21 protein-coding genes, 1 tRNA gene and 1 pseudogene are annotated in these 26,119 nt (G+C 66.9%); 20 read left to right on the plus strand and 3 right to left on the minus strand.

Annotated features, from left to right (window positions below):
• From BLJ79_RS24065 to BLJ79_RS14260, 20 genes and pseudogenes are all read left to right on the plus strand, one after another.
• Nucleotides 1-170 (plus strand): annotated as a pseudogene (locus tag BLJ79_RS24065) (aldehyde dehydrogenase family protein); the annotation flags it as partial.
• A gap of 2 nt (nt 171-172) precedes the next feature.
• Nucleotides 173-1,777 carry a GMC family oxidoreductase gene (locus BLJ79_RS14170; protein WP_071215419.1) on the plus strand — a complete coding sequence of 535 codons (1,605 nt, stop codon included), beginning with the start codon at nt 173-175 and terminating at the stop codon, nt 1,775-1,777.
• 178 nt (nt 1,778-1,955) lie between these two features.
• Nucleotides 1,956-3,161 carry an amidohydrolase gene (locus BLJ79_RS14175; protein WP_071215420.1) on the plus strand — a complete coding sequence of 402 codons (1,206 nt, stop codon included), beginning with the start codon at nt 1,956-1,958 and terminating at the stop codon, nt 3,159-3,161.
• 269 nt (nt 3,162-3,430) lie between these two features.
• A complete protein-coding gene (locus BLJ79_RS14180; RefSeq protein ID WP_071215421.1) occupies nt 3,431-4,543 on the plus strand; it encodes a BMP family lipoprotein in 1,113 nt (370 codons plus the stop codon).
• A 213-nt stretch (nt 4,544-4,756) separates the two neighbouring features.
• Nucleotides 4,757-6,295 (plus strand): ABC transporter ATP-binding protein, encoded by a 1,539-nt coding sequence (locus BLJ79_RS14185; RefSeq protein ID WP_071215422.1) that lies wholly within the window; start codon nt 4,757-4,759, stop codon nt 6,293-6,295.
• Complete coding sequence (locus BLJ79_RS14190) at nt 6,292-7,575, plus strand: ABC transporter permease (protein ID WP_071215423.1); 1,284 nt, start codon at nt 6,292-6,294, stop codon at nt 7,573-7,575. Before BLJ79_RS14185 ends, BLJ79_RS14190 begins: the two co-directional genes overlap by 4 nt.
• A complete protein-coding gene (locus BLJ79_RS14195) occupies nt 7,572-8,864 on the plus strand; it encodes an ABC transporter permease (RefSeq protein ID WP_071215424.1) in 1,293 nt (430 codons plus the stop codon). The genes BLJ79_RS14190 and BLJ79_RS14195 overlap by 4 nt, the downstream gene beginning before the upstream one ends.
• Before the next feature lie 7 nt (nt 8,865-8,871).
• Nucleotides 8,872-9,273 carry a cytidine deaminase gene (locus BLJ79_RS14200; protein WP_286135424.1) on the plus strand — a complete coding sequence of 134 codons (402 nt, stop codon included), beginning with the start codon at nt 8,872-8,874 and terminating at the stop codon, nt 9,271-9,273.
• Nucleotides 9,274-9,338: 65 nt separating this feature from the next.
• On the plus strand, nt 9,339-10,652 hold the full coding sequence (locus BLJ79_RS14205) for a thymidine phosphorylase (protein ID WP_071215425.1): 1,314 nt from the start codon (nt 9,339-9,341) through the stop codon (nt 10,650-10,652).
• Between the two features lie 223 nt (nt 10,653-10,875).
• Nucleotides 10,876-11,598: a DedA family protein gene (locus BLJ79_RS14210; protein WP_071215426.1), complete on the plus strand. Its 723-nt coding sequence runs from the start codon at nt 10,876-10,878 to the stop codon at nt 11,596-11,598.
• A gap of 98 nt (nt 11,599-11,696) precedes the next feature.
• A complete protein-coding gene (locus BLJ79_RS14215; RefSeq protein ID WP_139194908.1) occupies nt 11,697-12,887 on the plus strand; it encodes an adenosine deaminase in 1,191 nt (396 codons plus the stop codon).
• Between the two features lie 384 nt (nt 12,888-13,271).
• Nucleotides 13,272-13,985 carry a MazG nucleotide pyrophosphohydrolase domain-containing protein gene (locus tag BLJ79_RS14220; protein ID WP_071215428.1) on the plus strand — a complete coding sequence of 238 codons (714 nt, stop codon included), beginning with the start codon at nt 13,272-13,274 and terminating at the stop codon, nt 13,983-13,985.
• 101 nt (nt 13,986-14,086) lie between these two features.
• Nucleotides 14,087-15,367, plus strand: a complete 1,281-nt coding sequence (gene eno / locus BLJ79_RS14225) for a phosphopyruvate hydratase (protein ID WP_071215429.1) — start codon at nt 14,087-14,089, stop codon at nt 15,365-15,367.
• A gap of 144 nt (nt 15,368-15,511) precedes the next feature.
• A complete protein-coding gene (locus BLJ79_RS23775) occupies nt 15,512-16,363 on the plus strand; it encodes an FtsB family cell division protein (RefSeq protein WP_286135425.1) in 852 nt (283 codons plus the stop codon).
• 49 nt (nt 16,364-16,412) lie between these two features.
• Nucleotides 16,413-17,144 carry a DUF501 domain-containing protein gene (locus BLJ79_RS14235; RefSeq protein WP_071215430.1) on the plus strand — a complete coding sequence of 244 codons (732 nt, stop codon included), beginning with the start codon at nt 16,413-16,415 and terminating at the stop codon, nt 17,142-17,144.
• Complete coding sequence (locus BLJ79_RS14240; RefSeq protein ID WP_071215431.1) at nt 17,141-18,097, plus strand: Ppx/GppA phosphatase family protein; 957 nt, start codon at nt 17,141-17,143, stop codon at nt 18,095-18,097. The genes BLJ79_RS14235 and BLJ79_RS14240 overlap by 4 nt, the downstream gene beginning before the upstream one ends.
• 54 nt (nt 18,098-18,151) lie before the next feature.
• On the plus strand, nt 18,152-19,645 hold the full coding sequence (locus BLJ79_RS14245; RefSeq protein WP_071215432.1) for a S8 family serine peptidase: 1,494 nt from the start codon (nt 18,152-18,154) through the stop codon (nt 19,643-19,645).
• An 88-nt stretch (nt 19,646-19,733) separates the two neighbouring features.
• Nucleotides 19,734-21,107 carry an NAD(P)/FAD-dependent oxidoreductase gene (locus BLJ79_RS14250; RefSeq protein ID WP_071215433.1) on the plus strand — a complete coding sequence of 458 codons (1,374 nt, stop codon included), beginning with the start codon at nt 19,734-19,736 and terminating at the stop codon, nt 21,105-21,107.
• Between the two features lie 163 nt (nt 21,108-21,270).
• Nucleotides 21,271-21,352: transfer RNA gene (locus tag BLJ79_RS14255), tRNA-Leu, on the plus strand.
• Between the two features lie 599 nt (nt 21,353-21,951).
• Complete coding sequence (locus BLJ79_RS14260; RefSeq protein ID WP_071215434.1) at nt 21,952-23,226, plus strand: ABC transporter substrate-binding protein; 1,275 nt, start codon at nt 21,952-21,954, stop codon at nt 23,224-23,226.
• A 105-nt stretch (nt 23,227-23,331) separates the two neighbouring features.
• Here BLJ79_RS14260 and BLJ79_RS14265 read toward each other — a convergent pair whose 3' ends face one another.
• The 3 genes from BLJ79_RS14265 to BLJ79_RS14275 are packed head-to-tail and all read right to left on the minus strand — an operon-like array spanning nt 23,332 to nt 26,119.
• The gene (locus BLJ79_RS14265) at nt 23,332-24,117 is read right to left on the minus strand and encodes an ABC transporter ATP-binding protein (RefSeq protein WP_071215435.1); all 786 of its coding nucleotides are present in this window, start codon (nt 24,115-24,117) and stop codon (nt 23,332-23,334) included.
• Nucleotides 24,114-25,142, minus strand: a complete 1,029-nt coding sequence (locus BLJ79_RS14270; protein WP_083411313.1) for an ABC transporter ATP-binding protein — start codon at nt 25,140-25,142, stop codon at nt 24,114-24,116. The genes BLJ79_RS14265 and BLJ79_RS14270 overlap by 4 nt, the downstream gene beginning before the upstream one ends.
• Nucleotides 25,139-26,119: a branched-chain amino acid ABC transporter permease gene (locus tag BLJ79_RS14275; protein ID WP_071215436.1), complete on the minus strand. Its 981-nt coding sequence runs from the start codon at nt 26,117-26,119 to the stop codon at nt 25,139-25,141. The genes BLJ79_RS14270 and BLJ79_RS14275 overlap by 4 nt, the downstream gene beginning before the upstream one ends.

Raw genomic sequence — 26,119 nt, forward strand, 5'->3', positions numbered from 1 at the left:
ACCTGCCGCAGGCCGAATGGGGCGGCTTCGGGCAATCCGGGGTGGGCCGCGAGCTGGGTCCCACGGGCCTGGCCGAGTACCAGGAAGCCAAGCACATCTACCAGAACCTCGACCCGCAGGTCACCGGCTGGTTCGAGGACCAGGCACAGGCACAGGACAAGGACAGCTAGGGATGGAGAACCTGAACGTGGGCACCGAGAACGCACCAACCCCCCAGACCGCATTCGACTACCTCGTCGTCGGCGGCGGCTCCGCCGGGGCCGCGGTCGCGGCCCGGCTCTCGGAGGACCCGTCCGTCACGGTCGCGCTGATCGAGGCCGGCCCCGATGACCGGGGCATCGACGAGGTCTTGCAGCTGGACCGCTGGATGGAACTGCTCGAATCCGGCTACGACTGGGACTACCCGATCGAGGAGCAGGAGAACGGGAACTCGTTCATGCGCCACTCCCGGGCCAAGGTCATGGGCGGGTGTTCGAGCCACAACTCCTGCATCGCGTTCTGGGCCCCGGCCCAGGACCTGGACGCCTGGGAGACCGAGCACGGGGCGACCGGCTGGAACGCCGAGATGGCCTTCCGGCTCTACAAGCAGCTGGAAACCAACGAGAACGCCGGCCCGGATGCCCCGCACCACGGGGATGCCGGCCCGGTGAGGCTGATGAACGTGCCGCCGAACGACCCCTGCGGTGTCGCGGTGCTCGATGCCTGCGAACAGGCCGGGATCCCGCGGGCCAGGTTCAACAACAATCAGACGGTGCTCAACGGGGCGAATTTCTTCCAGATCAACAGGTTGGAAGACGGAACCAGGTCCTCCTCCTCGGTTTCCTACATCCACCCGATCGCGCAGCGGGAAAACTTCACGCTGCTCACCGGGCTGCAGGCCAGCAAGCTCTCCTTCGACGAGGACCGCAGGTGCACCGGCGTGTTCGCGGTGGAGGGCGCCTTCGGGCGCACCATCCACTACTCGGCCCGCCGCGAGGTCATCCTCAGCGCCGGGGCGATCGACACCCCCAAGCTGCTGATGCTCTCGGGCATCGGCCCGGCGCAGCATCTGGCCGAGCACGGCATCGAGGTGCTGGCCGACTCCCCGGGCGTGGGCTCGAACCTGCAGGACCACCCCGAGGGCGTGATCCAGTGGGAGGCCAAGCAGCCCATGGTCACCGAATCCACCCAGTGGTGGGAGATCGGGATCTTCACCCACACCGTGGCGGGCCTGGACCGCCCGGATCTGATGATGCACTACGGCTCGGTGCCCTTCGACATGCACACCCTGCGCCAGGGCTACCCAACCTCGGATAACGCCTTCTGCCTGACCCCCAACGTGACCCGGGCCAAGTCCCGCGGCACGGTGCGGCTGCGCAGCCGCGACTTCCGCGACAAGCCCAAGGTCGACCCGCGCTACTTCACCGATGAGCAGGGCCACGACATGAAGGTGATGATCGCCGGAATCCGCAAGGCCCGCAAGATCGTCGCCCAGCCGGCCATGGCCGAATGGGCCGGAACCGAGCTGTACCCGGGGCCGGAGGTGCAGTCCGACGAGCAGATCGCCGACTACATCAAACGCACCCACAACACCGTGTACCACCCGGCAGGGTCGGTGCGCATGGGCGCGGAAACCGACCAGATGTCCCCGCTGGATCCGCAGCTGCGGGTCAAGGGCGTGAGCGGGCTGCGCGTGGCCGACGCCTCGGTGATGCCGGCACTGGTGACGGTGAACCCGAACATCACGGTGATGATGATCGGCGAACGCTGCGCCGAACTGATCAAGGAAAACGCCTAGCAAGGTCCTTTGAGAGGGGGCCCGGTGCCGGCGGTGCGCATTGAAGGCGCGCCGCCGGCACCGGGCCCCTTGGCCTTTGTCAAGAAAGGAGGATCCCCAAAATGTCCAAGGCAACAAATGGAAGCGGACTGCCCAAGGGCAGGTCCCAACGCGTATTGTCGGTCAGGTGCGCACGAGTATGAATCAAGACCTGAAATTGCCCTCCGTCAAGCCATGGGTCAAGCCCCTGGTTGGCGAGCTGGTGGCATTCCGCCGTGAGGTCCATGCCAACCCGGAGCTCTCGTTCGTGGAATACCAGACCACCGAACGCATCCTGAACCGGCTGCGCGACGCCGGCCTGAAGCCGGTCGCCCTGGAAGAGACCGGCGCCTATGTCGACATCGGGCAGGGCCCGATCGCCCTGGGGCTGCGCGCCGACATCGACGCGCTGCCGATCCTGGAAGAGACCGGCCTGGACTACGCCTCGGTCGTGGACGGGGTCGCGCACTCCTGCGGACACGACATCCACACCACCGTGATGCTCGGGGTCGCCAAGGTGCTCAAGGCCATCGACGACGAATCCCCGCTGGGCGCACGCATCCGGGTGATCTTCCAGCCCGCCGAGGAAAAAATGCCCGGGGGAGCCCTGGCCGTGATTGCCGCGGGCGTGCTGGACGAGGTCCCGCGCATCCTGGCCCTGCACTGCGAACCGCGCATCGACGCCGGGAAGATCGGCACCCGCATCGGGGCCATCACCAGCGCGAGCGACACCATCAAGATCGAGCTGGTCGGCCGCGGCGGTCACACCTCCCGCCCGCACCTGACCGAGGACCTGGTCTTCGCGATGAGCCAGATCGCCACCAACGTCCCGGCCGTGCTGGGACGTCGCATCGACGTGCGCTCGGCGGTCTCGGTGGTCTGGGGCCAGATCCACGCCGGCAGCGCACCGAACGCGATCCCGGCCACCGGCTACCTGGCCGGCACCATGCGCTGCCTGGACGGCGAGGCCTGGAAGGGCGCCGGGGACCTGCTCGACGAGGTCGTCCGCCAGGTCGCCAGCCCCTACGGGGTCGAGGTCAAGCTCGAGCACATCCGCGGGGTGCCCCCGGTGATCAACACCGAAGAGGAAACCGACCTCATCGAGGACTCGGCCCGCGCCGAGATCGGCTCGGGCGCGATCGTGCTGACCCCGCAGTCCATGGGCGGGGAGGATTTCGCCTGGATGACCAACAAGGTCCCCGGGGCCATGATGCGCCTGGGCACCCGCACCCCCGGCGGGGAGGACTACGACCTGCACCGCGGGGACTACATCCCCGACGAATCGGCCATCGAGGTCGGCGTGACGGTCATGGCCGCCGCTGCCATCCGGGCCATTGCCCAACTCAGGGCCGGCGAGGACGACTAGCCGACACCCGCAGAGTTATCTGGTTGTAACATTTTCCTTCCCGCGTCAAGCGTTTTACAGGCTAGGCTAGGTCGATGTGAAGCCGTTCCTTCCAACCTCCGGTCCCTTCATTGACGAAGCGGTCCGGGAGCGGCAGGGGGCGACTCACGCTTGGCACCCGGTGGATGCTGGCAACAGTGCACACTGCCACGGTGCCGGAACCGGCATGGGGCGCCTGTTGCACTTCCACGCCAAGACCTGTAGCTCGTAACCTTATGGAGGGAACCCCCATGCGCAACATCAAGCGCAAGACCGGTATGGCCGCGGCCGTGCTCGGCATTTCCGCACTCGTCCTGACCGCCTGCGGCGCTGCCCCGGAAGCGGCCCCGTCGGGTTCCGCCAGCGGCTCTGCCCCGGCCGGCGCATCGGACTTCACCGGTTGCATCGTCTCGGACTCCGGCGGCTTCGACGACCGTTCCTTCAACCAGTCCTCCTACGAAGGCCTGATGGCGGCCAAGACGGATCTCGGCATCAAGGTCAAGCAGGCCGAATCCAAGGCCGCCACCGACTTCGCCCCGAACCTCAACGCCATGGTCAAGGGCGGCTGCAACATCACCATCACGGTCGGCTTCCTGCTCTCGGACGACACCAAGAAGGCAGCTGCCGCCAACCCGGACAAGCACTTCGCGATCGTTGACGACAACGCCATCGACGCCAAGAACGTCAAGCCGATCATCTACGACACGGCCCAGGCCGCATTCCTCGCCGGCTACCTCGCCGCGGGCATGTCCGAGACCGGCAAGGTCGCCACCTACGGCGGCATGAACATCCCGACCGTCTCCATCTTCATGGACGGCTACGCCGACGGCGTTGCGTACTACAACGAGAAGAAGTCCAAGGACGTCAAGGTCCTGGGTTGGGACGTTGCCAAGCAGTCGGGCACCTTCACCGGTGACTTCGACAACCAGGGCAAGGGCAAGAACACCACGGTGACCTTCGCCAACGAGGGCGCCGACGTGATCATGCCGGTGGCCGGCCCGGTCGGCCTGGGCACCATGGACGCCGTGAAGGAGCTCAACGCCGGCGGCAAGGACGTCAAGGTCATCTGGGTCGACGCCGACGGCTTCGAGTCCCTGGCCTCGGGCAACGAGTTCGTGCTCTCCTCCGTGGTCAAGGAGATGGGCCAGTCCGTCGAAGACGTCGTCACCTCGGATGTGGAAGGCAAGTTCGATTCCACCCCGTACGTCGGCACCCTGGAAAACGGCGGCGTCGCCCTCGCCCCGTTCCACGACTTCGACTCCAAGGTTTCGGCCGAGCTCAAGAGCGAGCTCGACGCGCTGAAGGCCGACATCATCTCCGGCGCCGTGAAGGTCAAATCGCCTTCCAGCCCGAAGACCAAGTAGCGGCAGCCGCCAGGCAGCACCCTCCAAACGCGTCGTCCGATAGTTACCCCCCCGGCCCCCGGGCGGGGTCCGGGACGGCGCGTTTGGTCGTGCCAATTTCCGGCATTCCGCCTTCGCCCGTATGTGACTAGGGTGGAGACAGCGGGGGCCACCTCCACTTACAACCCCCTCGACCCGTACCGGGCAGGATGAGAAGGGAAACGGGTAGCCAACGTGAAACTCGAGCTTCGGGGCATCACCAAAAAATTCGGCAACTTCACCGCCAACGACCACATCGACGTCATCGTCGAGTCCGGGCAGGTCCACTCCCTGCTCGGCGAGAACGGCGCGGGCAAATCGACCCTCATGAACGTGCTCTTCGGCCTCTACGAGGCCACCGAGGGCACCATCCTCATTGACGACAAGCCGGTGAAGTTCAACGGGCCGGGCGACGCCATGGCCGCCGGGATCGGCATGGTCCACCAGCACTTCATGCTCGTGCCGGTCTTCACCGTCGCCGAGAACGTGGCCCTGGGCAACGAGGACACCGGCGCCGCCGGGATCCTGGACCTGGACAAGACCCGGGCCCGCATCCGGGAGATCTCCGACCGCTACGGATTCGGTGTGGACCCCGACGCGGTCATCGAGGATTTGCCGGTGGGCGTGCAGCAGCGCGTGGAGATCATCAAGGCCCTGGTGCGCAACGCACGCGTGCTGATCCTCGACGAGCCCACCGCCGTGCTCACCCCGCAGGAAACCGACGAGCTGCTGGCCATCATTGGCCAGCTGCGCGACTCGGGCACCGCGGTGGTCTTCATCTCGCACAAGCTGCGCGAGGTCAAGGCGATCTCGGACGTCATCACGGTGATCCGCCGCGGCAAGGTCGTGGGCAAGGCCGACCCGGCGGCCCCCGCCTCCGAGCTCGCCGCGCTGATGGTGGGCCGCTCGGTGTCCCTGACCATGGAAAAGGACGCCCCGAAGCTCGGGGCCGAGACCTTCACGGTCAAGGACCTCTCGGTGCTCACCGGCTCCGGCCAGGTGCTGCTCGACTCGGTCAGCTTTTCGATCTCGCAGGGCGAGATCCTCGCGGTGGCAGGTGTCCAGGGCAACGGGCAGACCGAACTGACAGAGGCCATCATGGGCCTGGTCGAGCACGCCAGCGGGTCGATCAAGCTTGACGGCAAGGAACTGCTGGGCCGCACGGTCAAGGCAATCATCAACTCCGGGGTCGGCTTCGTCCCCGAGGACCGCAGCACCGACGGGGTCATCGGCACCTTCACGGTGGCCGAGAACCTGGTGCTGAACCAGTATGACAAGGCCCCCTTCGCCCGCGGGCTGAACATGCGACCGGCGGTGATGCTGAAGAACGCGCTGGCGAAGATCGCCGAGTTCGACGTGCGCACCCAGGGCCCCGAGTCCGAGGCCGGCACGCTCTCGGGCGGCAACCAGCAGAAGGTCGTCATGGCCCGCGAGCTGGCCCGCCCGCTGAAGCTGTTCATTGCCTCGCAGCCCACGCGCGGCGTGGACGTGGGGTCGATCGAGTTCCTGCACCGGCGCATCGTCGCTGAACGCGATGCCGGCACCCCGGTGCTGATCGTGTCCACCGAGCTCGACGAGGTCGTCGAGCTGGCCGACCGGATCGCTGTGCTCTACAAGGGCAAGCTGGTTGGAATCGTCCCCGGGGACACCCCCCGCGACGTGCTGGGCCTGATGATGGCCGGGGCAAGCAACGAGGAAGCCGAGAACAACAGCGGCAACGGAGGCAATCAATGAGCATGGACAAGACCCCGGGACTGCCCCCGGCCGAACACGCCGAGGCGCCCGCGGTGCCGCCACCGGCACCGGTGGTGCACCACGAAAAGCCAGAGGGCTCGGTGCTGCACCGCATCATGAGCGGCAACGGCCTGGTCTCGGTGCTGGCCATCGTGCTCTCGCTGCTGGTCGGCGCGATCCTGATCGCGGTCACCGACGAGCGCGTCACCACCACCGCCAGCTACTTCTTCTCGCGGCCCGGGGACATGTTCTCGGCCGTGTGGACCTCGGTCTCCGAGGCCTACATCGCGCTGTTCCAGTCGAGCATCGTGAACACCTCGGCCGCCAGCTTCTCGGATGCGATCTACCCGCTGACCGAGACGCTGACCATTGCCACCCCGCTGGTGCTCGCCGGCCTGGGCGTGGCGCTGGCGTTCCGCGTGGGCCTGTTCAACATCGGTGGCCAGGGACAGATCATCCTCGGTGCGATGCTGGCCGGTTGGGTCGGCTTCACCCTCGACTTGCCGGTGGGCATCCACCTGGTGCTCGCGGTGCTGGCAGGCATCGTCGGCGGCGCGCTCTGGGGCGGCATCGCCGGGTTCCTCAAGGCCCGCCGCGGTGCGCACGAGGTGATCGTGACGATCATGCTCAACTACATCGCGCTGTACCTGCTGATGTACCTGCTCTCCACCCCCGCCTTCCAGCGCCCGGGCTCCAACAACCCGCTCTCCGAGCCGGTCGCGGAATCCGCCGCCTACCCGCTGATGTTCGGTTCGGCCTTCCGCCTGCACTGGGGCTTCGTCGTTGCGCTGGCCGCGGTGGCCTTCACCTGGTGGCTGCTGAACCGCTCCACCACCGGATTCGAGCTGCGCGCCGTGGGCGCCAACCCGGTGGCAGCAAAGACCGCCGGGATCAACGTGGGACGGGCCTACCTGCTGTCCATGCTGATTGCCGGTGCGCTGGCCGGGCTGGCCGGCACCGCCCAGATCCTGGGCACCGAGCGCTCGCTCTCCAGCGGCATCGCCGCCAGCTTCGGCTTCGACGCGATCACCGTGGCGCTGCTGGGCCGCTCCAACCCCATCGGCACGCTCTTCGCCGGGCTGCTCTTCGGCGCGCTGCGCGCCGGCGGCGTGGGCATGCAGGCCAACACCGGCATCCCCATCGACATCGTGCTGGTGGTCCAGTCCTTCATCGTGCTGTTCATCGCGGCACCGCCGCTGGTGCGTTCGATCTTCCGGATCGGCACGTCCAAGCCMARGACCCAGAAGGCCGCCAAGGCAGCCACCGGAGGTGCAGCATGAGCCACGCAACCATCGCCAAGGCACCGCAGGGTGCCGCGGCCACCCGGGCCGTGGTCCGCTCCTGGACCGCACCGATCACCTACACCGTGCTCGGGCTGCTGGCCCTGGCCGGCTTCGCCGTCGGCAGCCCCCACGCAGAGGCCCGCTTCCGCATCACCGACGGCTCGCAGAAGATCTCCGTCCCGGACCTGGTGCTCGGCACCACGTTCGTGGGCTGGGCCGGGGCCCTGGTGCTGCTGGGGATTGCGGCCTACTCGTTCGTGCTGGTGCGCGCCGGGGCCAAGCCGAAGCGCTGGATGCTGCCGGTCTTCGCCGCGGTCTTCACCATTTCCTTCCTGGTCTGGGTGATCGGCAGCGCCAACACCCCCAACGTGTACCTCTCCGGGTTGATTGCCGGGTCCTTCACGCTGGCCACCCCGCTGATCTTCGGCTCGCTCTCCGGGGTGCTGTGCGAACGCGCTGGCGTGGTCAACATCGCCATCGAGGGCCAGCTGCTGGCCGGCGCCTTCTGCGCGGCGATCGTCGGTTCGATGACCGGCTCGCTGGTTGCCGGGGTGCTGGCCGCGGTCGTCGGCTCGGTGCTGGTGTCCATGGTGCTGGCGGTCTTCGCCATCAAGTACCTGGTCAACCAGGTCATCGTCGGTGTCGTGCTCAACGTGCTGGTGGCCGGGCTGACCAGCTTCTTCTTCTCCACCGTGATGGTCGAGAACCCGGAGAAGTTCAATGCGCCCCCGGCGTTCTCGGTGATCCGCATCCCGCTCCTGGCCGACATCCCGATCTTTGGCCCGATCTTCTTCGACCAGACGATCCTGGGCTACGGCATGTACCTGGCGGTCTTCCTGGTCTGGTTCGGCCTGTTCAAGACCCGTTGGGGGCTGCGCGTGCGCGCCGTGGGCGAGCACCCCAAGGCCGCGGACACCGTGGGCATCAAGGTCAACTCGCTGCGTTTCTGGAACGTGGTGCTTGCCGGCGTCGTGGCCGGCATGGGCGGTGCGTTCTTCACGCTGGTGACCTCCTCGTCCTTCAACAAGGAAATGACCGCCGGGCAGGGCTTCATCGCCCTGGCCGCGCTGATCTTCGGCCGCTGGAACCCGGTCGGGGCGTTCTTCGCCTCGCTGCTCTTCGGCTTCTCGCTGAACCTTTCCTTCGTGCTGACCATCCTGGGCACCCCGGTCCCCAGCCAGTTCATGCAGATGCTGCCCTACGCCGTGACGATCTTCGCGGTGGCCGGCCTCGTCGGCAAGTCCCGGGCGCCGGCTGCCGACGGCGTCCCGTACGTGAAGGAGTAGCCTCGCCATGCAGATGCCGGAAGTCACCGAGGAAACCTGGGAAACTCTGCGGCTGGCCGCGGTCGCGGCCATGGAGCGGGCCTACGCGCCGTATTCGAAGTTCAAGGTGGGCGCCGCGGCGCTGACCGAGGGCGGACGGATCGTCTCGGGCTGCAACGTGGAGAACGCCGCCTACGGGGTGACATTGTGCGCCGAATGCAACATGGTCGGCGAGCTCTTTGCCACCGGAGGCGGGAAACTGCACGCCTTCTACTGCGTGGATTCCTCCGGGGCCGCGCTGATGCCCTGCGGGCGCTGCCGGCAGCTGCTCTCCGAGCACCGCGGCTCCGAAATGGTGCTGATGACACCGCGCGGGATCCAGACCATGGAACAGGTGCTGCCCGACGCGTTCGGGCCGCACAACCTCTAAACCACTTGCCCCGCCCACCCCCCCAGGGGGTGGGCGGGGCAAGGTTTTCCGACAAGGGAGCATTCATGAGCACCGAGAACTTTGACGCCGTTGACATCATCCGCATCAAGCGCGACCGCGGCACCCTGTCCGGCGAGCAGATCGACTGGACCATCGACGCCTACACCCGCGGGGTGATCGCCGAGGAACAGATGGCGGCGCTGAACATGGCGATCCTGCTCAACGGCATGGACCGGGCGGAGATCTCCCGCTGGACCACCGCCATGATCAACTCTGGCGATCGCATGGACTTCTCCACGCTGCGCACCCCGGCCGGGCGGGCACTGGCCACCACCGACAAGCATTCCACCGGCGGGGTGGGGGACAAGATCACCCTGCCGCTGGCCCCGCTGGTTGCCGTCTTCGGCGTGGCCGTCCCGCAGCTCTCGGGCCGCGGGCTGGGACACACCGGCGGCACCCTGGACAAGCTCGAGGCGATCCCCGGCTGGCGCGCGGATCTGACCAATGCGCAGATGATGCGCCAGCTCTCCGAGGTCGGCGCGGTCATCTGCGCCGCCGGCGCCTCCCTGGCCCCGGCGGACAAGAAGCTCTATGCACTGCGCGATGTCACCGGCACCGTCGAGGCCATCCCGCTGATCGCCTCATCGATCATGAGCAAGAAGATCGCCGAGGGCACCGGCGCGCTGGTGCTGGACGTGAAGGTCGGCTCCGGCGCGTTCATGAAGTCCCTGGAAGATGCCCGCGAGCTGGCGCGCACCATGGTGAACCTGGGCACCGATGCCGGGGTGCACACCGTGGCGCTGCTGACCAACATGGACACCCCGCTGGGGTTCACCGCCGGCAACGCCATCGAGGTCGCCGAATCGATCGACGTGCTCGCCGGGGGAGGCCCGGCCGACGTGGTGGAACTGACCATCGCGCTGGCCACCGAGATGCTCGCCGGCGCCGGGATCACCGACGTGGACGTCGCGGCCGCGTTGAAGGACGGGCGGGCCATGGACAAGTGGCGGGCCATGATCGCCGCGCAGGGCGGGGACAACGGCGCGCCGCTGCCGGTGGCCAGGGAATCGGACATCGTTTACGCCCAGGTCGACGGAGTCGTCACCTCCCTGGATGCCATGGATGTGGGGGTCGCCGCCTGGCGCCTGGGCGCCGGACGCGCCCGCCGGCAGGACCCGGTGCAGGCAGGTGCCGGCGTGCGCCTGCACGCCAAGCCCGGGGACCTGGTGCGCCGAGGCCAGCCGCTGGCCACCATGCTCACCGACACCCCCGAACGCTTCGAGCGGGCACGGGAAAGCCTCGAAAAGGCCGCTACCATTGCCCCGGCCGGAAGCCGCCCCGACATGGCGCTGATCCACGAGCGGATCACCGCTTCCTGACCCACGGTCTGATCGTGGACACCGCCGTGACACCGCCAGCAACCCTCGTTGCACCTGATCCGAAAGGACCAGGTGCAACGCGGCGCGATTCAGCCTGCGGAATGATGCGCACTGCGTGCAACATGCGGGAGAATGGGAACCACGCGGGGCTTGGAAACAAGATACGCATCACCTTGGGGTAATTGGGGTGGCCCGCACCAAATAATCGAAAGCCGGTTTCTTAGTGGATCTGATCAACGAAGCCATCGTGCACGCGGCAAACGCGTGGTGGATTCTGCCGGTCGTTTGCCTCTTTTGCTTCATCGACGGCTTCCTGCCCATCCTTCCGTCCGAGACGCTGCTGGTGGCACTGGGTGTCGTGGCGGCCGGCACCGGGATCCCCAATGTCTACCTGCTGATCCTGGCCGGTGCGGTCGGGGCGATCACCGGGGACCAGATGGCCTACCTGCTCGGACGGCGCATCGGCACCGAACGCTTCGGCTGGATGCGCAGGCCGCGCACCCAGAAGCTCTTTGCCTTTGCCCGGCGCGAGCTGAACGTGCGCGGGGCCATGCTGATCTTCACCGCCCGCTACGTTCCCATCGGCCGGGTCGTGGTGAACCTGAGCTCCGGCGCCACCGGCTTCTCGCACCGGCGCTTCACCCTGCTGGACGTTGCCGGCTGCCTGACCTGGGCCAGCTATTCGGTGGCCATCGGCGTGGTGGCAGGGGCCTGGTTCCACGACAACCAGCTGCTGGGCATCGGCCTTTCCGTGGCCCTGGCCATCGTCATGGGCTACCTGATCGACAAGCTCTCGCACGCGGTACTGGTCCGCCTGGGCCGCCGCGGCACGCAACACGAAAACCCGGACTCCAACGGGGACCACCGCGGCGTGGAAGCACAGCGCCCCGTGCGAGTGCCCGGGCAGGACCCCGAACCCGAAGCCATGGCCTCGGACGGCAACTGAACACGCGGTGGGCGTTGGGTGAACATTCGGCCCAACACCACCCCGATCCACTGTTGGAAGCCGTCGGGCCCCGCTAGGCTGGGCGGGTGACTGACGAGATGATCCACATTGCCTATGACCCTTCCTTCGACTTCAAGGCCCTTCCCAAGGTCTCGCTGCACGACCACCTCGACGGGGGATTGCGCCCGCAAACCATCATCGAGCTGGCCGCCGCGGGCCACGAGCTTCCTTCCACCAACGCCGAGGAACTCGGCGCCTGGTTCCGGGCCTCGGCCGACTCCGGTTCGCTGGAGCGCTACCTGGAAACCTTTGAACACACCATCGCGGTGATGCAGACCAAGGACGCGCTCAAGCGGGTCGCGGCCGAATTCGTCGAGGACCTGGTCGCCGACGGCGTGGTCTACGCCGAGGTGCGCTGGGCACCCGAGCAGCACCAGCGGGACGGCCTGTCCTTGGACGACGCCGTCGAGGCCGTGCAGGCGGGACTCGAGGAGGCCAGCGAGCGGCTGACCGAGGCCGGCACCCCGATCCAGGTCGGCCAGCTGGTCACCGCCATGCGCCACGCCGACCGCGGCGTCGAGATCGCCGAGCTGGCCCTGCGCCACCGCTCGCGCGGTGTGGTGGGCTTTGACATCGCCGGCGCCGAGGACGGGTTCCCGCCCTCGCGCATGAAGGAGGCCTTCGACCTGCTGGCGGAGAACTTCTTCCCCACCACAGTGCACGCCGGGGAGGCCGCGGGCCTTGACTCCATCCGCGACGCGCTGATCACCGGACGGGCCCAACGCCTGGGCCACGGCGTGCGCATCGCCGAGGACATCGAGATCCAGTTCGGCGGGCTCGACGACGACGGCGAGGAGGTCGGCGACGACACCGGCCTGGTCAATCTGGGCCCGGTCGCCAATTGGGTCCGCGACCGCGGCATCGCCCTGGAGATCTGCCCGTCCTCCAACCTGCAGACCGGAGCCACCGCCGCCTTCGGCGACGGCATCGAATCTCACCCGGTGGACCTCTTGGTGCAGACCGGGTTCAACGTCACCATCTCCCCGGACAACCGGCTGATGAGCGGCACCACGATCTCGGACGAGTTCGAGCTGCTCGTCGAGGCCTTCGACTACGACCTCGAAGACCTGCTGGACCTCACGCTGAACGCCGCCGAGGCGGCCTTCCTCCCGCTGGAGGAACGCGAAGCGCTGGTGGACTTCATCAACGAGGCCTACGAGCAGATGAACGACGAGCAGAACGGCGACGACGACGAGTTCGAGGACTTCGACGACGAGGACGACGACTAACCAGCCCTCGACCCCGAGGGGGAGCGGATCGGCCGCTTCCCCGGCACCGGCCGCCGGTGCATCAGTGCCCGTCTTGGGGCACCGGTGCACCGGCCTCGGCGTTTAAGGCCCCCGCCCGTCCGGGGAACCATCGCACCGAACCGGCCGCCTCGGGGCCGGCTCGTGCCCGAAAGTTCATGATGGGGATTCCTCATCCAGGGGGCTGTAGACCAGGCATCCACCGCGGGATGTGACCGACACCGGATCCGGCCCGCGGGTCCGGCGCGAGCGGTGTCCGATAGTGTTGGACGCGGGCAACGACGCCCACGGGTTGTGCATCCGGCCTGCTGCTTTCGGCAGCGGCACGTGCACGGCCCCTTCGCACCAACGGGGAGAGAACCACCAGTGAGTGAGCAGGTCGACCGCCTCGTCGAGATCATTTCCCAGCTGCGCGAACATTGCGCCTGGACCGCCGCGCTGACCCACGAATCCCTGGTCCGGTACCTGCTCGAGGAATCCTACGAACTCACCGAGGCCATCGAGTCCCACGCCCCGGATGCCGAGCTGGAAGCCGAGCTTGGCGACATCCTGCTGCAGGTGCTCCTGCACGCCTCAATCGGCGCCGAGCGCCGGTCCTTCGACTTCGATTCCATCGCCGCCTTCCTGGCCGCGAAGATGGTGCGCCGCAACACCCACATCTTCCACCCCGACGGCAGCCTCAAGGACAGCTTCCCGGACTCGATCGCCGAGATCATCGAGTCCTGGGACCGCGCCAAGCGCGCCGAAAAACCGCTGAACGAGTCACCGACCGCGGGCATGCCCAAGAACCTGCCGGCGCTGCTCTATGCCCAAACCTTTCTCTCCCGCACCGAGAGGCACGCGGCGATCACCGATGCCGGTGCCGCGCCCGGCGTGGATACGGGGACGAACCAGGATTCCATCGTTCCGCCGGATGCGCCGCACCTTGGCGCTCCGGAAAACGAACAGGAACTGGGCGAGCAGCTGCTCGCCCTGTGCGACGCGGCCCGTTCCCGGGGCCTCGACGCCGAACGAGCCCTGCGCACTGTCGTGCAGCAACGCATTGCATTGGCGCAGGGCGAAACGCAGGAAACAACTTAGTGAACTGCCTCTCGCCCAAGCTAGGCTAGGGGCAGGCAACGGCGCCTGCGTCATGCAGTTCACGTTCGACCAACATCCACACCTTGAAGGAGTACCTTCCCATGGCATTGATTGAAGCCATCCACGCCCGCGAGATCCTCGATTCGCGCGGCAACCCAACCGTTGAGGTTGAGGTCCTGCTCTCCGACGGCTCGATGGGCCGCGCAGCGGTTCCTTCCGGTGCCTCCACCGGTGCCTTCGAGGCAGCAGAGCGCCGCGACGAAGATCCCAAGCGTTACCAGGGCAAGGGTGTCCTTGGCGCCGTCAACGCCGTCATCGATGACATCGGCGAAGTCGTCGAGGGAATGGACGCCACCGACCAGCGTGCACTCGATGCCGCAATGATCGACCTGGACGGCACGTCCAACAAGTCCAAGCTGGGCGCCAACGCGATCCTGGGCGTCTCGCTCGCCGTGGCCAACGCCGCCGCCGAGTCCTCGAACCTGCCACTGTACAAGTACCTGGGCGGCCCGAACGCCCACGTGCTGCCGGTTCCGCTGATGAACATCCTCAACGGCGGCTCGCACGCCGACTCCGATGTGGACATCCAGGAATTCATGATTGCCCCGATCGGCGCATCGACCTTCTCCGAGGGCCTGCGCTGGGGCGTTGAGGTCTACCACAACCTCAAGGCCGTGCTCAAGGAAAAGGGCCTGTCCACCGGCCTAGGCGACGAGGGCGGCTTCGCCCCGAACCTGCCCTCCAACCGTGCGGCCCTCGAGCTGATCACCGAGGCCATCACCCGCTCCGGCTACACCCCGGGCGAAGACATTGCCCTGGCCCTGGATGTTGCCTCCTCGGAGTTCTTCGAGAACGGCACCTACCAGTTCGAAGGCAAGTCGATCACCGCCCAGGAAATGAGCGACTACTACGCACAGCTGGTCGCCGACTTCCCGCTGGTCTCCATCGAGGACCCGCTGGACGAGGACGACTGGGAAGGCTGGAAGACCCTCACCGACGCCATCGGCGACAAGGTCCAGCTGGTGGGCGACGACTTGTTCGTCACCAACCCTGAGCGCCTGGCCCGCGGCATCGAGACCGGCACCGCCAACTCGCTGCTGGTGAAGGTCAACCAGATCGGCACCCTGACCGAGACCCTGGACGCCATCTCGATGGCCCAGCGTGCCGGCTACTCCACGATCACCTCGCACCGCTCGGGCGAGACCGAGGACACCACCATCGCCGACATCTGCGTGGCCACCAACGCCGGCCAGATCAAGACCGGTGCCCCGGCCCGCTCGGAGCGCGTGGCGAAGTACAACCAGCTGCTGCGCATCGAGGAAGAACTCGGCGATGCGGCGGTTTACGCCGGTGCCGGCGCCTTCCCGCGTTTCGGTGCCTAACCAGCCGTAATTACACGTAGGCTCGTGGGGGAACTATTCTTGGTTCCCCCACGAGTTTTTGTGTTAACCCCCGAAAGCTTGAGACGACGAAGAACCCCGGGGCCATGTGAAAAGGGCTCCGGACCGAGAGGGCAAAGGAGCACGATGGCCACGCGACGTCCTCCCATGCCGCGCTCCGGGACCTCGGCCAAGGGCCCGGCACGCGGGGACGACACCGATCCGCAGCGAGCCGCTGCCTCCGAGGCACCGCCCAAGCGCCCGCGGCAACACCGCGAAGAACCCCGCCAGGCACAGTCGGCTCCCAGGCCCGCGGCCGCTCCTGCGCGTCCCAAGGTCGTTCCGCTGGGCCGGGTGACCGCCTCGGGCAAGCCCGCTCCGGCGTCCCCGAAGCCTGCCGCGGCGAAGCCCGCCGCGACCAAGGCGGCCCCGAAGCCGCGGACCGGACCCAAGCCCGCTTCCAAGCCGGCCGCAAAACCCAAGGCCAAGGCCAAGACCAGCGCCTCGCAGCGGCGCATCGAGGACCGGAACCTGCTCTCCGGTGCCGTGCGCAAGGACGCCCAGGCTGCCCCGCCCGAATCCCGCAAGGGACCCGCGGGCCCCAAGAAGCCCATTCCGGCGCGCAGCTTTTCCGGCCGCCTGCTGGCGTTGAGCATCGCGTTGTCGGTCTTTGCGGTGCTGCTGGTGCCCAGCATCGGCACCTATGCGCGCCAGCGCGACGAGATTGCCGCGCTGCGCACCTCGATTGCCGCCAAGCAGGCCGAGCAGGAAGCGCTCAAGGACCAGATCGCCCGCTGGGACGATCCGCTGTACATCAAGCAGCAGGCCCGCGACCGGATAAACTTGGTCATGCCGGGCGAGCGGAACTACATGGTCGTCGGCACCCGCCCCGAGGAAACAGCGCCAGGCGAGCCCAACCAAAGCCCCAAGGAAGTCCGCACCGACCTGCCCTGGGTCGATGCGCTCTTCGACTCGGCGCAGCGCGCCGCCACCGACTGAGCCGCACGGCCGCACACACACCTTTTTCATGACACACCAACGCGAGGAGATGCTCCCAACCGTGGACGCCGCGAACCAAAACCACGAAGCACTCGATGCTGCAGCCCGGGTGCCCAGCGCCGCGGACCTGGAAACCCTGTCCCGCCAACTGAACCGCCCGGTGCGCGACGTGGTGGAGATCGGTGCCCGCTGCGTCTGCGGGAACCCGCTGGTGGCCACCACGGCACCGCGGCTCTCCTCCGGGATCCCGTTCCCGACCACCTACTACCTGACGCACCCGGTGATCACCGCAGCGGTCTCGCGCCTCGAGGCCGCCGGGGTCATGAACGAGATGAACGCCGAGCTGGGCCAGGATGCCGAGCTGGCCGCCGCCTACGCGCGCGCGCACGACGAGTACCTGGCCGTGCGCGATGCCATTGGCGAGCGCTCCGGCACTGGGGCCGTCCCGGAAATCGCGGGGGTTTCCGCCGGTGGCATGCCCACCCGCGTGAAGTGCCTGCACGTGCTGGCGGGCCACTCGCTGGCCGCTGGCCCGGGCGTGAACCCGCTGGGCGACCGCGCCCTGGAGGCCATCGCCGAGTGGTGGACCAAGGACAAGTGCTATTGCGCCGGGGCCTGGGACACCGAGGGCCAGGCCCCCAGCCAGGACCGCTCGCGCCACGTGAAGACCCAGTCCGTGGACCCGGCCATCAAACAGGCCCAGCGGGCAGCTGCCCGCGCCGCCCGCGAGGCCGCGGCCAACGACCCGGCCTCCGGTTCCACCGAAGCGCCTGGCGCGTGAGCCGGGTCGCCGCGATCGACTGCGGCACCAACTCCATCCGCTTGCTCATCGCCGACACCCGCCAGACCCCGACGGGCCCGGCGCTGGAGGACGTGCTGCGCCAGATGCGCGTGGTGCGCCTGGGCCAGGATGTGGATGCCACCGGCGAATTCGCCCCCGAGGCACTGGAACGCACCTTCGCCGCGATTGACGAGTATGCCGAGATGATCCGCGAGCACGGGGCCACCCGCATCCGATTCGTGGCCACCTCGGCCACCCGCGATGCGGCCAACCGCGACGAGTTTGTCGCCGGGGTCCGCGCGCGCCTGGGAGTGGACCCGGAGGTTGTGCCCGGGGACACCGAGGCGGCGCTGTCCTTCGCCGGGGCCGCCTCCGTGGCGCCGGCCGCGCCGGGAACCCGCATCCTGGTGGTCGACCTGGGCGGGGGATCGACCGAGTTCGTGCTGGGGGATGAGAACGGGCCGGTGGCTTCCCGGTCCATGGACATGGGCTGCGTCAGGCTCACCGAGCGCTTCTGGCGCCACGACATGCCAACCCCCGAGACCATTGCTGCCGCCCGTGCGCAGGTCAACGCGGTGCTCGACGAGGTCCAGGAAACCGTCGACTTTTCCACGGTGGACCGGATCGTGGGCGTGGCCGGGACGATCACCACGCTCACCGCCGCCGCGCTGGGACTGGCGAACTATGACTCGAACCTCATCCACGGTGCCGAGCTGGGCATCGACAAGCTTGAAACCGCCATTGCGTTCATGCTCGAATCCGACCGGGAAACCCGTGCCTCACTTGGCTATATGCACCCCGGCCGGGTGGATGTGATTGCCGCCGGCGCGCTGATCTACGGATGCATCCTGGAACGGGTCGCCGGCGCGGGTGCGGGCAGGATCGGCACCGCCACCGCCTCGGAGCACGATATTCTGGACGGAATTGCCCTGGGACTTGGCCCGGGGAACTAAGCACCGCAGCCCGAAACCCCCATGCGTCCCCCACGCCCCACGCTAGGAGAACACTTGAGCCAACGACTGCGCCGCATCGCCGCCACGGCATTGACCCTGGTGCTTGGCCTCACGGCCGCACTGGCCGTGGCCCCTGCTGCACATGCCGACGCGGCCCGCGACGGGGAATGGTGGCTCAAATCCTCCGGCATCACCAAGGCCTGGGAGGTCTCCAAGGGCGCCGGGGTCACCGTGGCGGTCATTGACACGGGCATCGACACCTCCCACCCCGACCTGCTCGGTGCGGTCACCGGGGGCAAGGACATCTCCGGCGCCGGCATCCCGGACGGCTCCAAGCCGTTGGGCACGCTGCCTGAGCACGGGACGCTGGTGGCCACGCTGCTGGCCGGGCGCGGCAACAACAGCGCGGCGATCGCCGAGGCCAAGGCCGATGCCGAGGCGCAGAAGAACGCCTACGAGCGGGCCGTCGCCTCCGCCAAGGAAGCCGACGAGGATCCGCCCCCGGCACCCGAGCCGATCGAGATCCCGAAGCCCGCCGCCGGGCCCGACGGCATGCTGGGCGTGGCCCCGGAGGCCAACCTGCTTTCGCTCTCGCTGTGGATGGGCACGGAGAACCCCGCCGGGATTTCCGTCGAGGAGCAGGTGCCAGCGGCCGTGAAGTGGGCCGTGGATAACGGGGCGAAGGTCATCAACATCTCGCTGGGTTCCACCCAGCCGGACTGGCCTACCAGCTGGGACACGGCGTTCAAGTACGCCGAGGACAAGGACGTGGTCATTGTCGCCGCGGCCGGGAACCGTGCCGGCGGCATGAAGCAGGTCGGGGCCCCGGCCACGATCCCCGGGGTGCTCACCGTGGCCGGCATCGACCGCCAGGGCAAGGCCAGCGTCGATTCCTCCACCGAGGGCATCAGCATCGGCGTGGCGGCCCCGGCCGACCCGCTGGTCGGCGGGCTGCCCGGCGGCGGCTACGCGGATTGGTCGGGTACCTCCGGCGCCGCGCCCCTGGTGGCCGGGGTCGCGGCGATGATCCGCTCCAAGTACCCGGAGATGAAGGCCCCGCAGGTCATCAACCGGATACTGGCCACCGCGCGAGATGCAGGGAAGCCGGGCATCGACAACCTCTACGGCCACGGCATCCTCGATGCCCATGCGGCGCTCACCGCCGACGTGCCGCAGGTGGAGGCGAACCCGATGAACACCATCACCGAATGGATCCGGGTGCACCGCCGCGGCGCACAGGTCAACGCCGGGCCCACCGAGGCCCCGGGCATCTCCACGGAGAAGTCCGACATCAAGCCCATCGCGGCCCCCGCGCCGTTGCCGCCGAGCGACGGCTCCGGATTCCTGCCGCCGCTGCTGGTGCTGGGCTTCGGCGGGTTGCTGCTGTTGACCATGCTGGGCGGGACCCTGCACTACACGCGTGCCAGGCGCCGGGTGGCCATCGCCGAATCGACCAAGAGCGCGCCGGTTTCGGCGCTGAAACTGGGCGATCGCACCGGTCGCAAGGACATCTTCGACGAGCTTCCGGAGTCCGGCGAAAACTCCTGAGGATGCGGGCCGAAAAGTGGTCTGCGCCACCCCTCGGTGTGTTAGTGAAGACTTTCACAAAGGGTGTTTTTGGGGATATGATGGGTACATGCCTATCACTCAACAATTTTCCGACCGCCCGCGCATTCTTGTAGTTGGCGGCGGCTACGTTGGACTTTACGTCGCAATGAAGCTGCAGAAGAAGGTCAAGGACCACGGCGGAATCGTCACCGTCGTGGACCCGCTGCCGTACATGACCTACCAGCCGTTCCTCCCCGAGGTGGCAGGTGGCCAGATCGAGCCGCGCCACGTCGTGGTGTCGCACCGCCAGCACCTCAAGCATGCCGAACTGATCAATGGCCGCGTCTCGGCCATCGACCACAAGAACAACAAGGCCGTCGTCGTGCCGGTTGTCGGCGAGCCGTTCGAGCTCGAGTACCGCGACGTGGTCCTGGCCGCCGGCGCGGTCACCCGCACCTTCCCGATCCCGGGCCTCGCGGATGAGGGCATCGGCCTGAAGTCCATCGAGGAAGCCGTTGCCCTGCGCAACAAGATCCTCGAGCGCATCGAGTCGGCCTCGCTGATGACCGACGCCTCCGAGCGCAAGCGCGCCCTGAGCTTCGTCGTGGTCGGCGGCGGCTTCGCCGGCATCGAGACCATCGCCGAGATCGAGGACATGGCCCGCCACGCCGCAGCCCTGAACGGCCGCATCGGCAAGGACGAGCTGCGCTTCGTGCTGGTCGAGGCCATGGGCCGCATCATGCCAGAAGTCACCGAGGACCAGGCGCTGTGGGTTGTCGACCACCTGCGCAGCCGCGGCATCGAGGTCCTGCTGAACACCTCGCTGGCCGACGCCACCGAGGGCAAGCTGGCCCTGATCAACATGCCGGACAAGTCCGCTGCCGAGACCTTCGAGTCCGACACGCTGATCTGGACCGCCGGCGTCATGGCCAACCCGATGGTTCGCTCCACCGACTTCCCGATCGAGCCCCGCGGCCGCGTCATGACCGGCACCGACCTGCGCATCACCGGCGAAGACGGCGTCGCCATCGAGGGCGCCTGGGCCGCAGGCGACGTGTCGGCAGTGCCCGACGTGACCGGCGGCCTGCCGGACGGCACCTGCGTGCCCAACGCACAGCACGCAGTGCGCCAGGCCAAGTTGCTGGCACACAACCTGTACTCCACCCGCTACGGCGTGGGCCAGGTCAAGAACTACAAGCACAAGAACCTCGGCGCAGTTGCCGGTTTCGGTGCGAACAAGGGCGTCGCCAAGGTCATGGGCGTCAAGCTCAAGGGCTGGCCAGCCTGGATGGCACACCGTGGCTACCACGGCATGGCCATGCCGACCTTCGAGCGCAAGTTCCGCGTTCTGGGCGACTGGATGGTGGCGCTCTTCTTCACCCGCGACTCGCTGCAGCTGAACAACCTCGAAAACCCGCGCTCCACCTTTGTGGAGGCAGCAACCCCGAAGCCGCGCGCCTAGCAGTTACGAGCGGAGGCGGTGGCACCGTGCCACGGATCCCGGGCCCAACGTGATAGGCCCACGGCCCGGGATCCGCGAACGACGGTGGCGCCGCCCCTTCCCATGCCAGGTACATGCTACGTTTCCCCAGAGTGGGAACGTTCTTGTACGCTTGGTCGGGTAGGCCCCTATGGTGGAACTGGTATACACGGCTGACTTAAAATCAGCTGCCGAAAGGATTGTGGGTTCGAGTCCCACTGGGGGTACCGAGTGAATGGCCCCTGCTTCCCTGTTTTTTACAAGGAAGCAGGGGCCTTCGCTTTGCCCAAAACTACTGTTTAGCCCACATTTTGCCCACGGTTGGAAATGAATCGCCACGATTCTCGGTTGCCACGCGGCTCCCCACGTGGTTTCTGCGGACTATGAAGTAGCAACGAGCGGTGCCCTCCAGAACATCCCGACGCGGATACATGCAATGTCACGACCTGAACCATGGCCGGGTGCTGCAATGACGTTCGCGAACAGATTGAATGCCTGTTGCTCGAGGTGGGCAAGGGCGAAATCAGCGCAGAATGCGACAGCGCTGGCAGGAGGTGTTTGCATGGTTCGTTCCACCAGAACCCTTGATCCGCGGAAGCCGTTTTGAAAGGTTTGAGTCACGGTTGAAGCCGGGGGATCTCCATGCCTTCCGGGTCCGCCGTTGATCGATCGATCTTTCGTTGAAAACTGAGACTCGCCGTTATCTGCCTGTAATCAATTACTCCTTATATTCTAGGGTTTTTTGGGTTACGTTCCTAAGTAGCCGAGGTGCCTTGGCCGCCCATCGGGCCACAGCCTAGAGGGCATATTTTTGAGGGGAATCAACATGATCGCTCCACCACGATCGCGTTTTACTCGAGGGGGCCGTTTCCTGGCCGTCGGGGCCGCACTTGCCCTGACCGCCACGGCATGCGCCGGAGGAGGCGGCAACGAACCCAGCGCCTCACCAACGGCAACGGGCTCTGCACCGGCGGCCGAAGGCCCGCTTAAGCTTGGAACGCTGCTTCCGAGCACCGGCAACCTTTCCTTCTTCGGCCCACCCATGACCGCCGGAGTGGACCTAGCAATCAAGGAAATCAACGAAGCAGGTGGCGTGCACGGCGAGGACGTCACGGTCATGCACCGCGACTCGGGCGACACCACGACGAATATCGCCACGCAATCGAGCACCGAAATGCTCGGACAGAATGTCTCAGCCATCATTGGCGCAGCTTCTTCCGGCGTCACCAAGACCGTGATCAACCAGATCACCGGTGCCGGCACACTGATGATGTCCCCGGCCAATACGGCTCCGGAATTCAGCACCTGGGACGACAAGGGCCTGTACTGGCGCACCGCTCCATCCGATGTCATGCAGGGCCGGATCCTCGGCAACGTCATGGTCGGCCAGGGTGCAGCGACGGTGGGCATGATCGTGCTCAACGATGCCTACGGCACCGGACTGGCCAAGAACATCCGGATGGCGGTCGAAGCGGCAAACGGCGAAATCGTCGTCGAATCGATGTTCAACGAAGGGGACTCGCAATTTTCGTCCCAGGTCGACGAGGTCGTCGCGGCAAAGCCCGATGCCATTGCGATCCTGAGCTTCGACCAAGCCCGTTCCATCATCCCGCTGCTGATCCAGAAGGGTGTCGACCCCACCACCATGTACTTCGTGGATGGCAACATCCTTGACTACTCGAAGGACTTCGACAAGGGGACCCTGGAAGGGGCCATGGGCACCCAGCCGGGATCCTTCGCGAAGACCGATTTCAAGACGCGGTTGGAAGCTGTCAACGACTCGCTCAAGGACTGGAACTACGCGGCCGAATCCTACGATGCCACCACGCTGATCGCGCTGGCCTCCACCGTTGCCAAGTCCAACGACGGCGCGGCCATTGCGGCCCAGCTGCAGGCGGTCTCGCGCGACGGCGAGAAGTGCGGGGACTTCGCCTCGTGCAAGAAGTTGCTCGACGAAGGCAAGGACATCGACTACGACGGCGTTGCCGGGCCGGTGACCTTCGACGAGAAGGGCGACATCACCGAGGGCATCATGGGCGTCTACCAGTACGACGGCAACAATGTGCCAAAGCCACTGCGTGAAGAGGCCGGGGCCGTCTAGACGGCCCCGAACACCCCGGCAGGCACGCAAGGAGAGGCCGAACCGACATCAAGTCGGTTCGGCCTCTCCTTGCTCCCCCTGCGCCCGGCGCGGGCAGTGGCATTGCTATTCCGGTGCGGGCGGCGGCGTGCCGCCTTCGGACTCCTCGCGTTCCACGGTCTCGGCCAGGTTGCCCAGGTAGAGCTGGATGACCTTGGGATCGTTGAGCAGCTCGCGTCCGGTGCCGGTGTGCGCATCGCGGCCCTGGTCCAGGACGTAGGCGCGGTCGCAGATCTGCAGGCATCGCCTGGCATTCTGCTCGACCATGATGACGCACACGCCGGCCCGGTTGATCTCGTGGACCCGCAGGAAGGTTTCGTCCTGCCGGACGGGGGAGAGGCCCGCCGAAGGCTCGTCGAGCAGCAGGACCGCAGGTTCCATCATCAGCGCCCTGCCCATGGCCACCATTTGCCGCTCACCGCCGGAGAGGGAACCGGCACGCTGGTTCCGGCGCTTGCCCAATTCCGGAAAGAGCGAGGTGACGAACTCGAATCGCTCAGCAAAGTCCTTGGGGCGCTGGAAAATGCCCATCTCCATGTTTTCCTGGATGCTCAGCGCCGGAAACACGTTGTTGGTCTGCGGCACGAATCCCAGCCCGCGGGAAACCAGCTTGTTGGCCTTGAGCCCGGTCAGGTCGGCCCCGTGGACGACCACGCGACCCGAGTGGACCTTCACCAGCCCGAACATCGCCTTGAGCAGTGTCGACTTGCCGGCTCCGTTGGGGCCGATGATGCCGATCAGTTCACCCTGGCGCGCCTCGAGGTTGCAGCCGTTGAGGATATTGACCCCGGGCAGGTAGCCGGCGACCAGGTCGGTCACGCTGACCACGGCGGCTTCCGCTTCGGTGCTCATGGCTGCCTCCCGTGGGGGTCCTGGGTGTCCGGCTCGTCATGCACGGCCAGGAGTTCTCCCGCGTCTTCGGTGCCGACAACGGATTCGGCATCCTCGCTCAAGACGTCTTCCAAGCGTGCGACGCCCTCCGGGGCACCCAGGTCGACATCGTGGTGGGCACCCAGGTAGGCGTCGATGACCGCCTGGTCCTGCATCACTTCCTTGGGCGGGCCCTCCGCCACCACGCGGCCCTCGGCCATCACAATGACCCAGTCGGCGATGTGGCGGACCACGTGCATGTCGTGTTCCACGAAAAGCACCGTGGTCCCGGTGGACTTGAGGTTCTTGATGTGGTCGAGCAGGGATTGGGTCAGGGCCGGGTTGACCCCGGCCATGGGCTCGTCGAGCATGACGAGCCTTGGTTCGGCCATCAGTGCCCTGGCCATTTCCAGCAGCTTGCGTTGGCCCCCGGAAAGCGATGCGGCATAGTCTTCGCGTTTCTCTGCCAGCTTGAACATGGCCAGCAGGGAATCGGCGGTGCGGGTGAGCTCGGCCTCGCGCTCCCGCCACAGCCAGGGAAACATGGCCCTCCACAGGGCTTCGCCGGGCTGGTCGGCACCGCCGAGGCGCATGTTTTCGATGACGGTGAGCTTGCCCATGACCTTGGTGAGCTGGAAGGTGCGGACCATGCCCAGGCGCGCCACCCGGTGGGGGCGGATCCCGGCAAGGTTGTTTCCGTCGAAGGTCCATGACCCGGAATCGGGGGTGTCGAAGCCGGTGAGCAGGTTGAAGAACGTCGTCTTGCCCGCGCCGTTGGGGCCGATGAGCGCGGTGATCTTGTGCCGCGGGATTTCAACATGGTCCACGTCCACCGCCTTGAGGGCACCGAACGAGCGGCGCACGCCATCGGCGACGATGATGGGGTCGCGTTTCTTGCAACCGGGTGCGGCCGGTCCTACGGCAATGGGACCGGTGTCGTTGAACGGGGAGGCGTCCGGGTCCTGGCCGGTGGCGGGTCCCGGCGGAATTCGTTGCGGGTCACTCATGAGAAAGCGAGCTCCTTCTTGTTGCCCAGGATTCCTTGCGGGCGGAAAATCATCAGTAGCATCAGGGCCACACCCACCAGGATGTAGCGCAGCTGGCCGGCCTGGGCGCTGGAGAGGAAGGTGATGTACCCGGCCTCGATGAGCCCCAGAAGGATGCCCTGGGTCAGGGAGAGCACCACCCAGAAGATCATGGCTCCGAGCACCGACCCGAAGACCGTGGCCATGCCGCCGAGCAGCAGCGCCGTCCACAGGAAGAAGGTCAGCTCCGAGCCGTAGTTGGCCGGTTGCACCGCCCCGGTGGGCAAGGTGAACAAGATCCCGGCCAGCGAGCCGAACAGGCCGCCGATGACCAGCGCTTCCATCTTGTAGACGAAGACGTTCTTGCCCAGCGAGAGCACGGCGTTCTCGTCCTCACGGATTCCCTTCAGCACCCGGCCCCACGGGCTGCGCATCAGCGCCCACACGATCGCGGCGCAGAGCAACACGATGCCCCAGGCGACAATGGTCACCCACAGGCTGCGGTCATTGAAATTCAGCGGACCCACCGGGTAGTCGCCGGGAGGGAAAGGGCTCAAAGCGTAGAAGCTGCGCTCGAAGGTGGCCAGGCCGTTGGCCGACCCGGTGACGTTGGTCAGGGAATTGGTGGTGACGATGTAGCGGACGATCTCGGCCGCGGCGATCGTGACGATGGCCAGGTAGTCCGCGCGCAGGCGCAGCGTGGGAATGCCCAGGATCAACGCGAACAGGACCGAGGCCACGAGTGCCACCAGCAACGCCACGGGCAGCGGCGCGCCAAAGGTGAGCGTTGAGATGGAGAAGCCGTAGGCGCCCACGGCCATGAAGCCGGCCTGTCCGAAGTTCAGCAGGCCCGCGTAGCCGAAGTGCACTGCCAGTCCCAGCGCGGCGAGCGCATAGGACGCGGTGATCGGGCTGACGATTTCCGTCAAGGCATTGGTGAAGATCGCTGCGAAGTCCAT

Origin of the sequence: Arthrobacter sp. UCD-GKA (assembly GCF_001863355.1) — a bacterium.
Classification (GTDB): Bacteria; Actinomycetota; Actinomycetes; order Actinomycetales; family Micrococcaceae; genus Paeniglutamicibacter.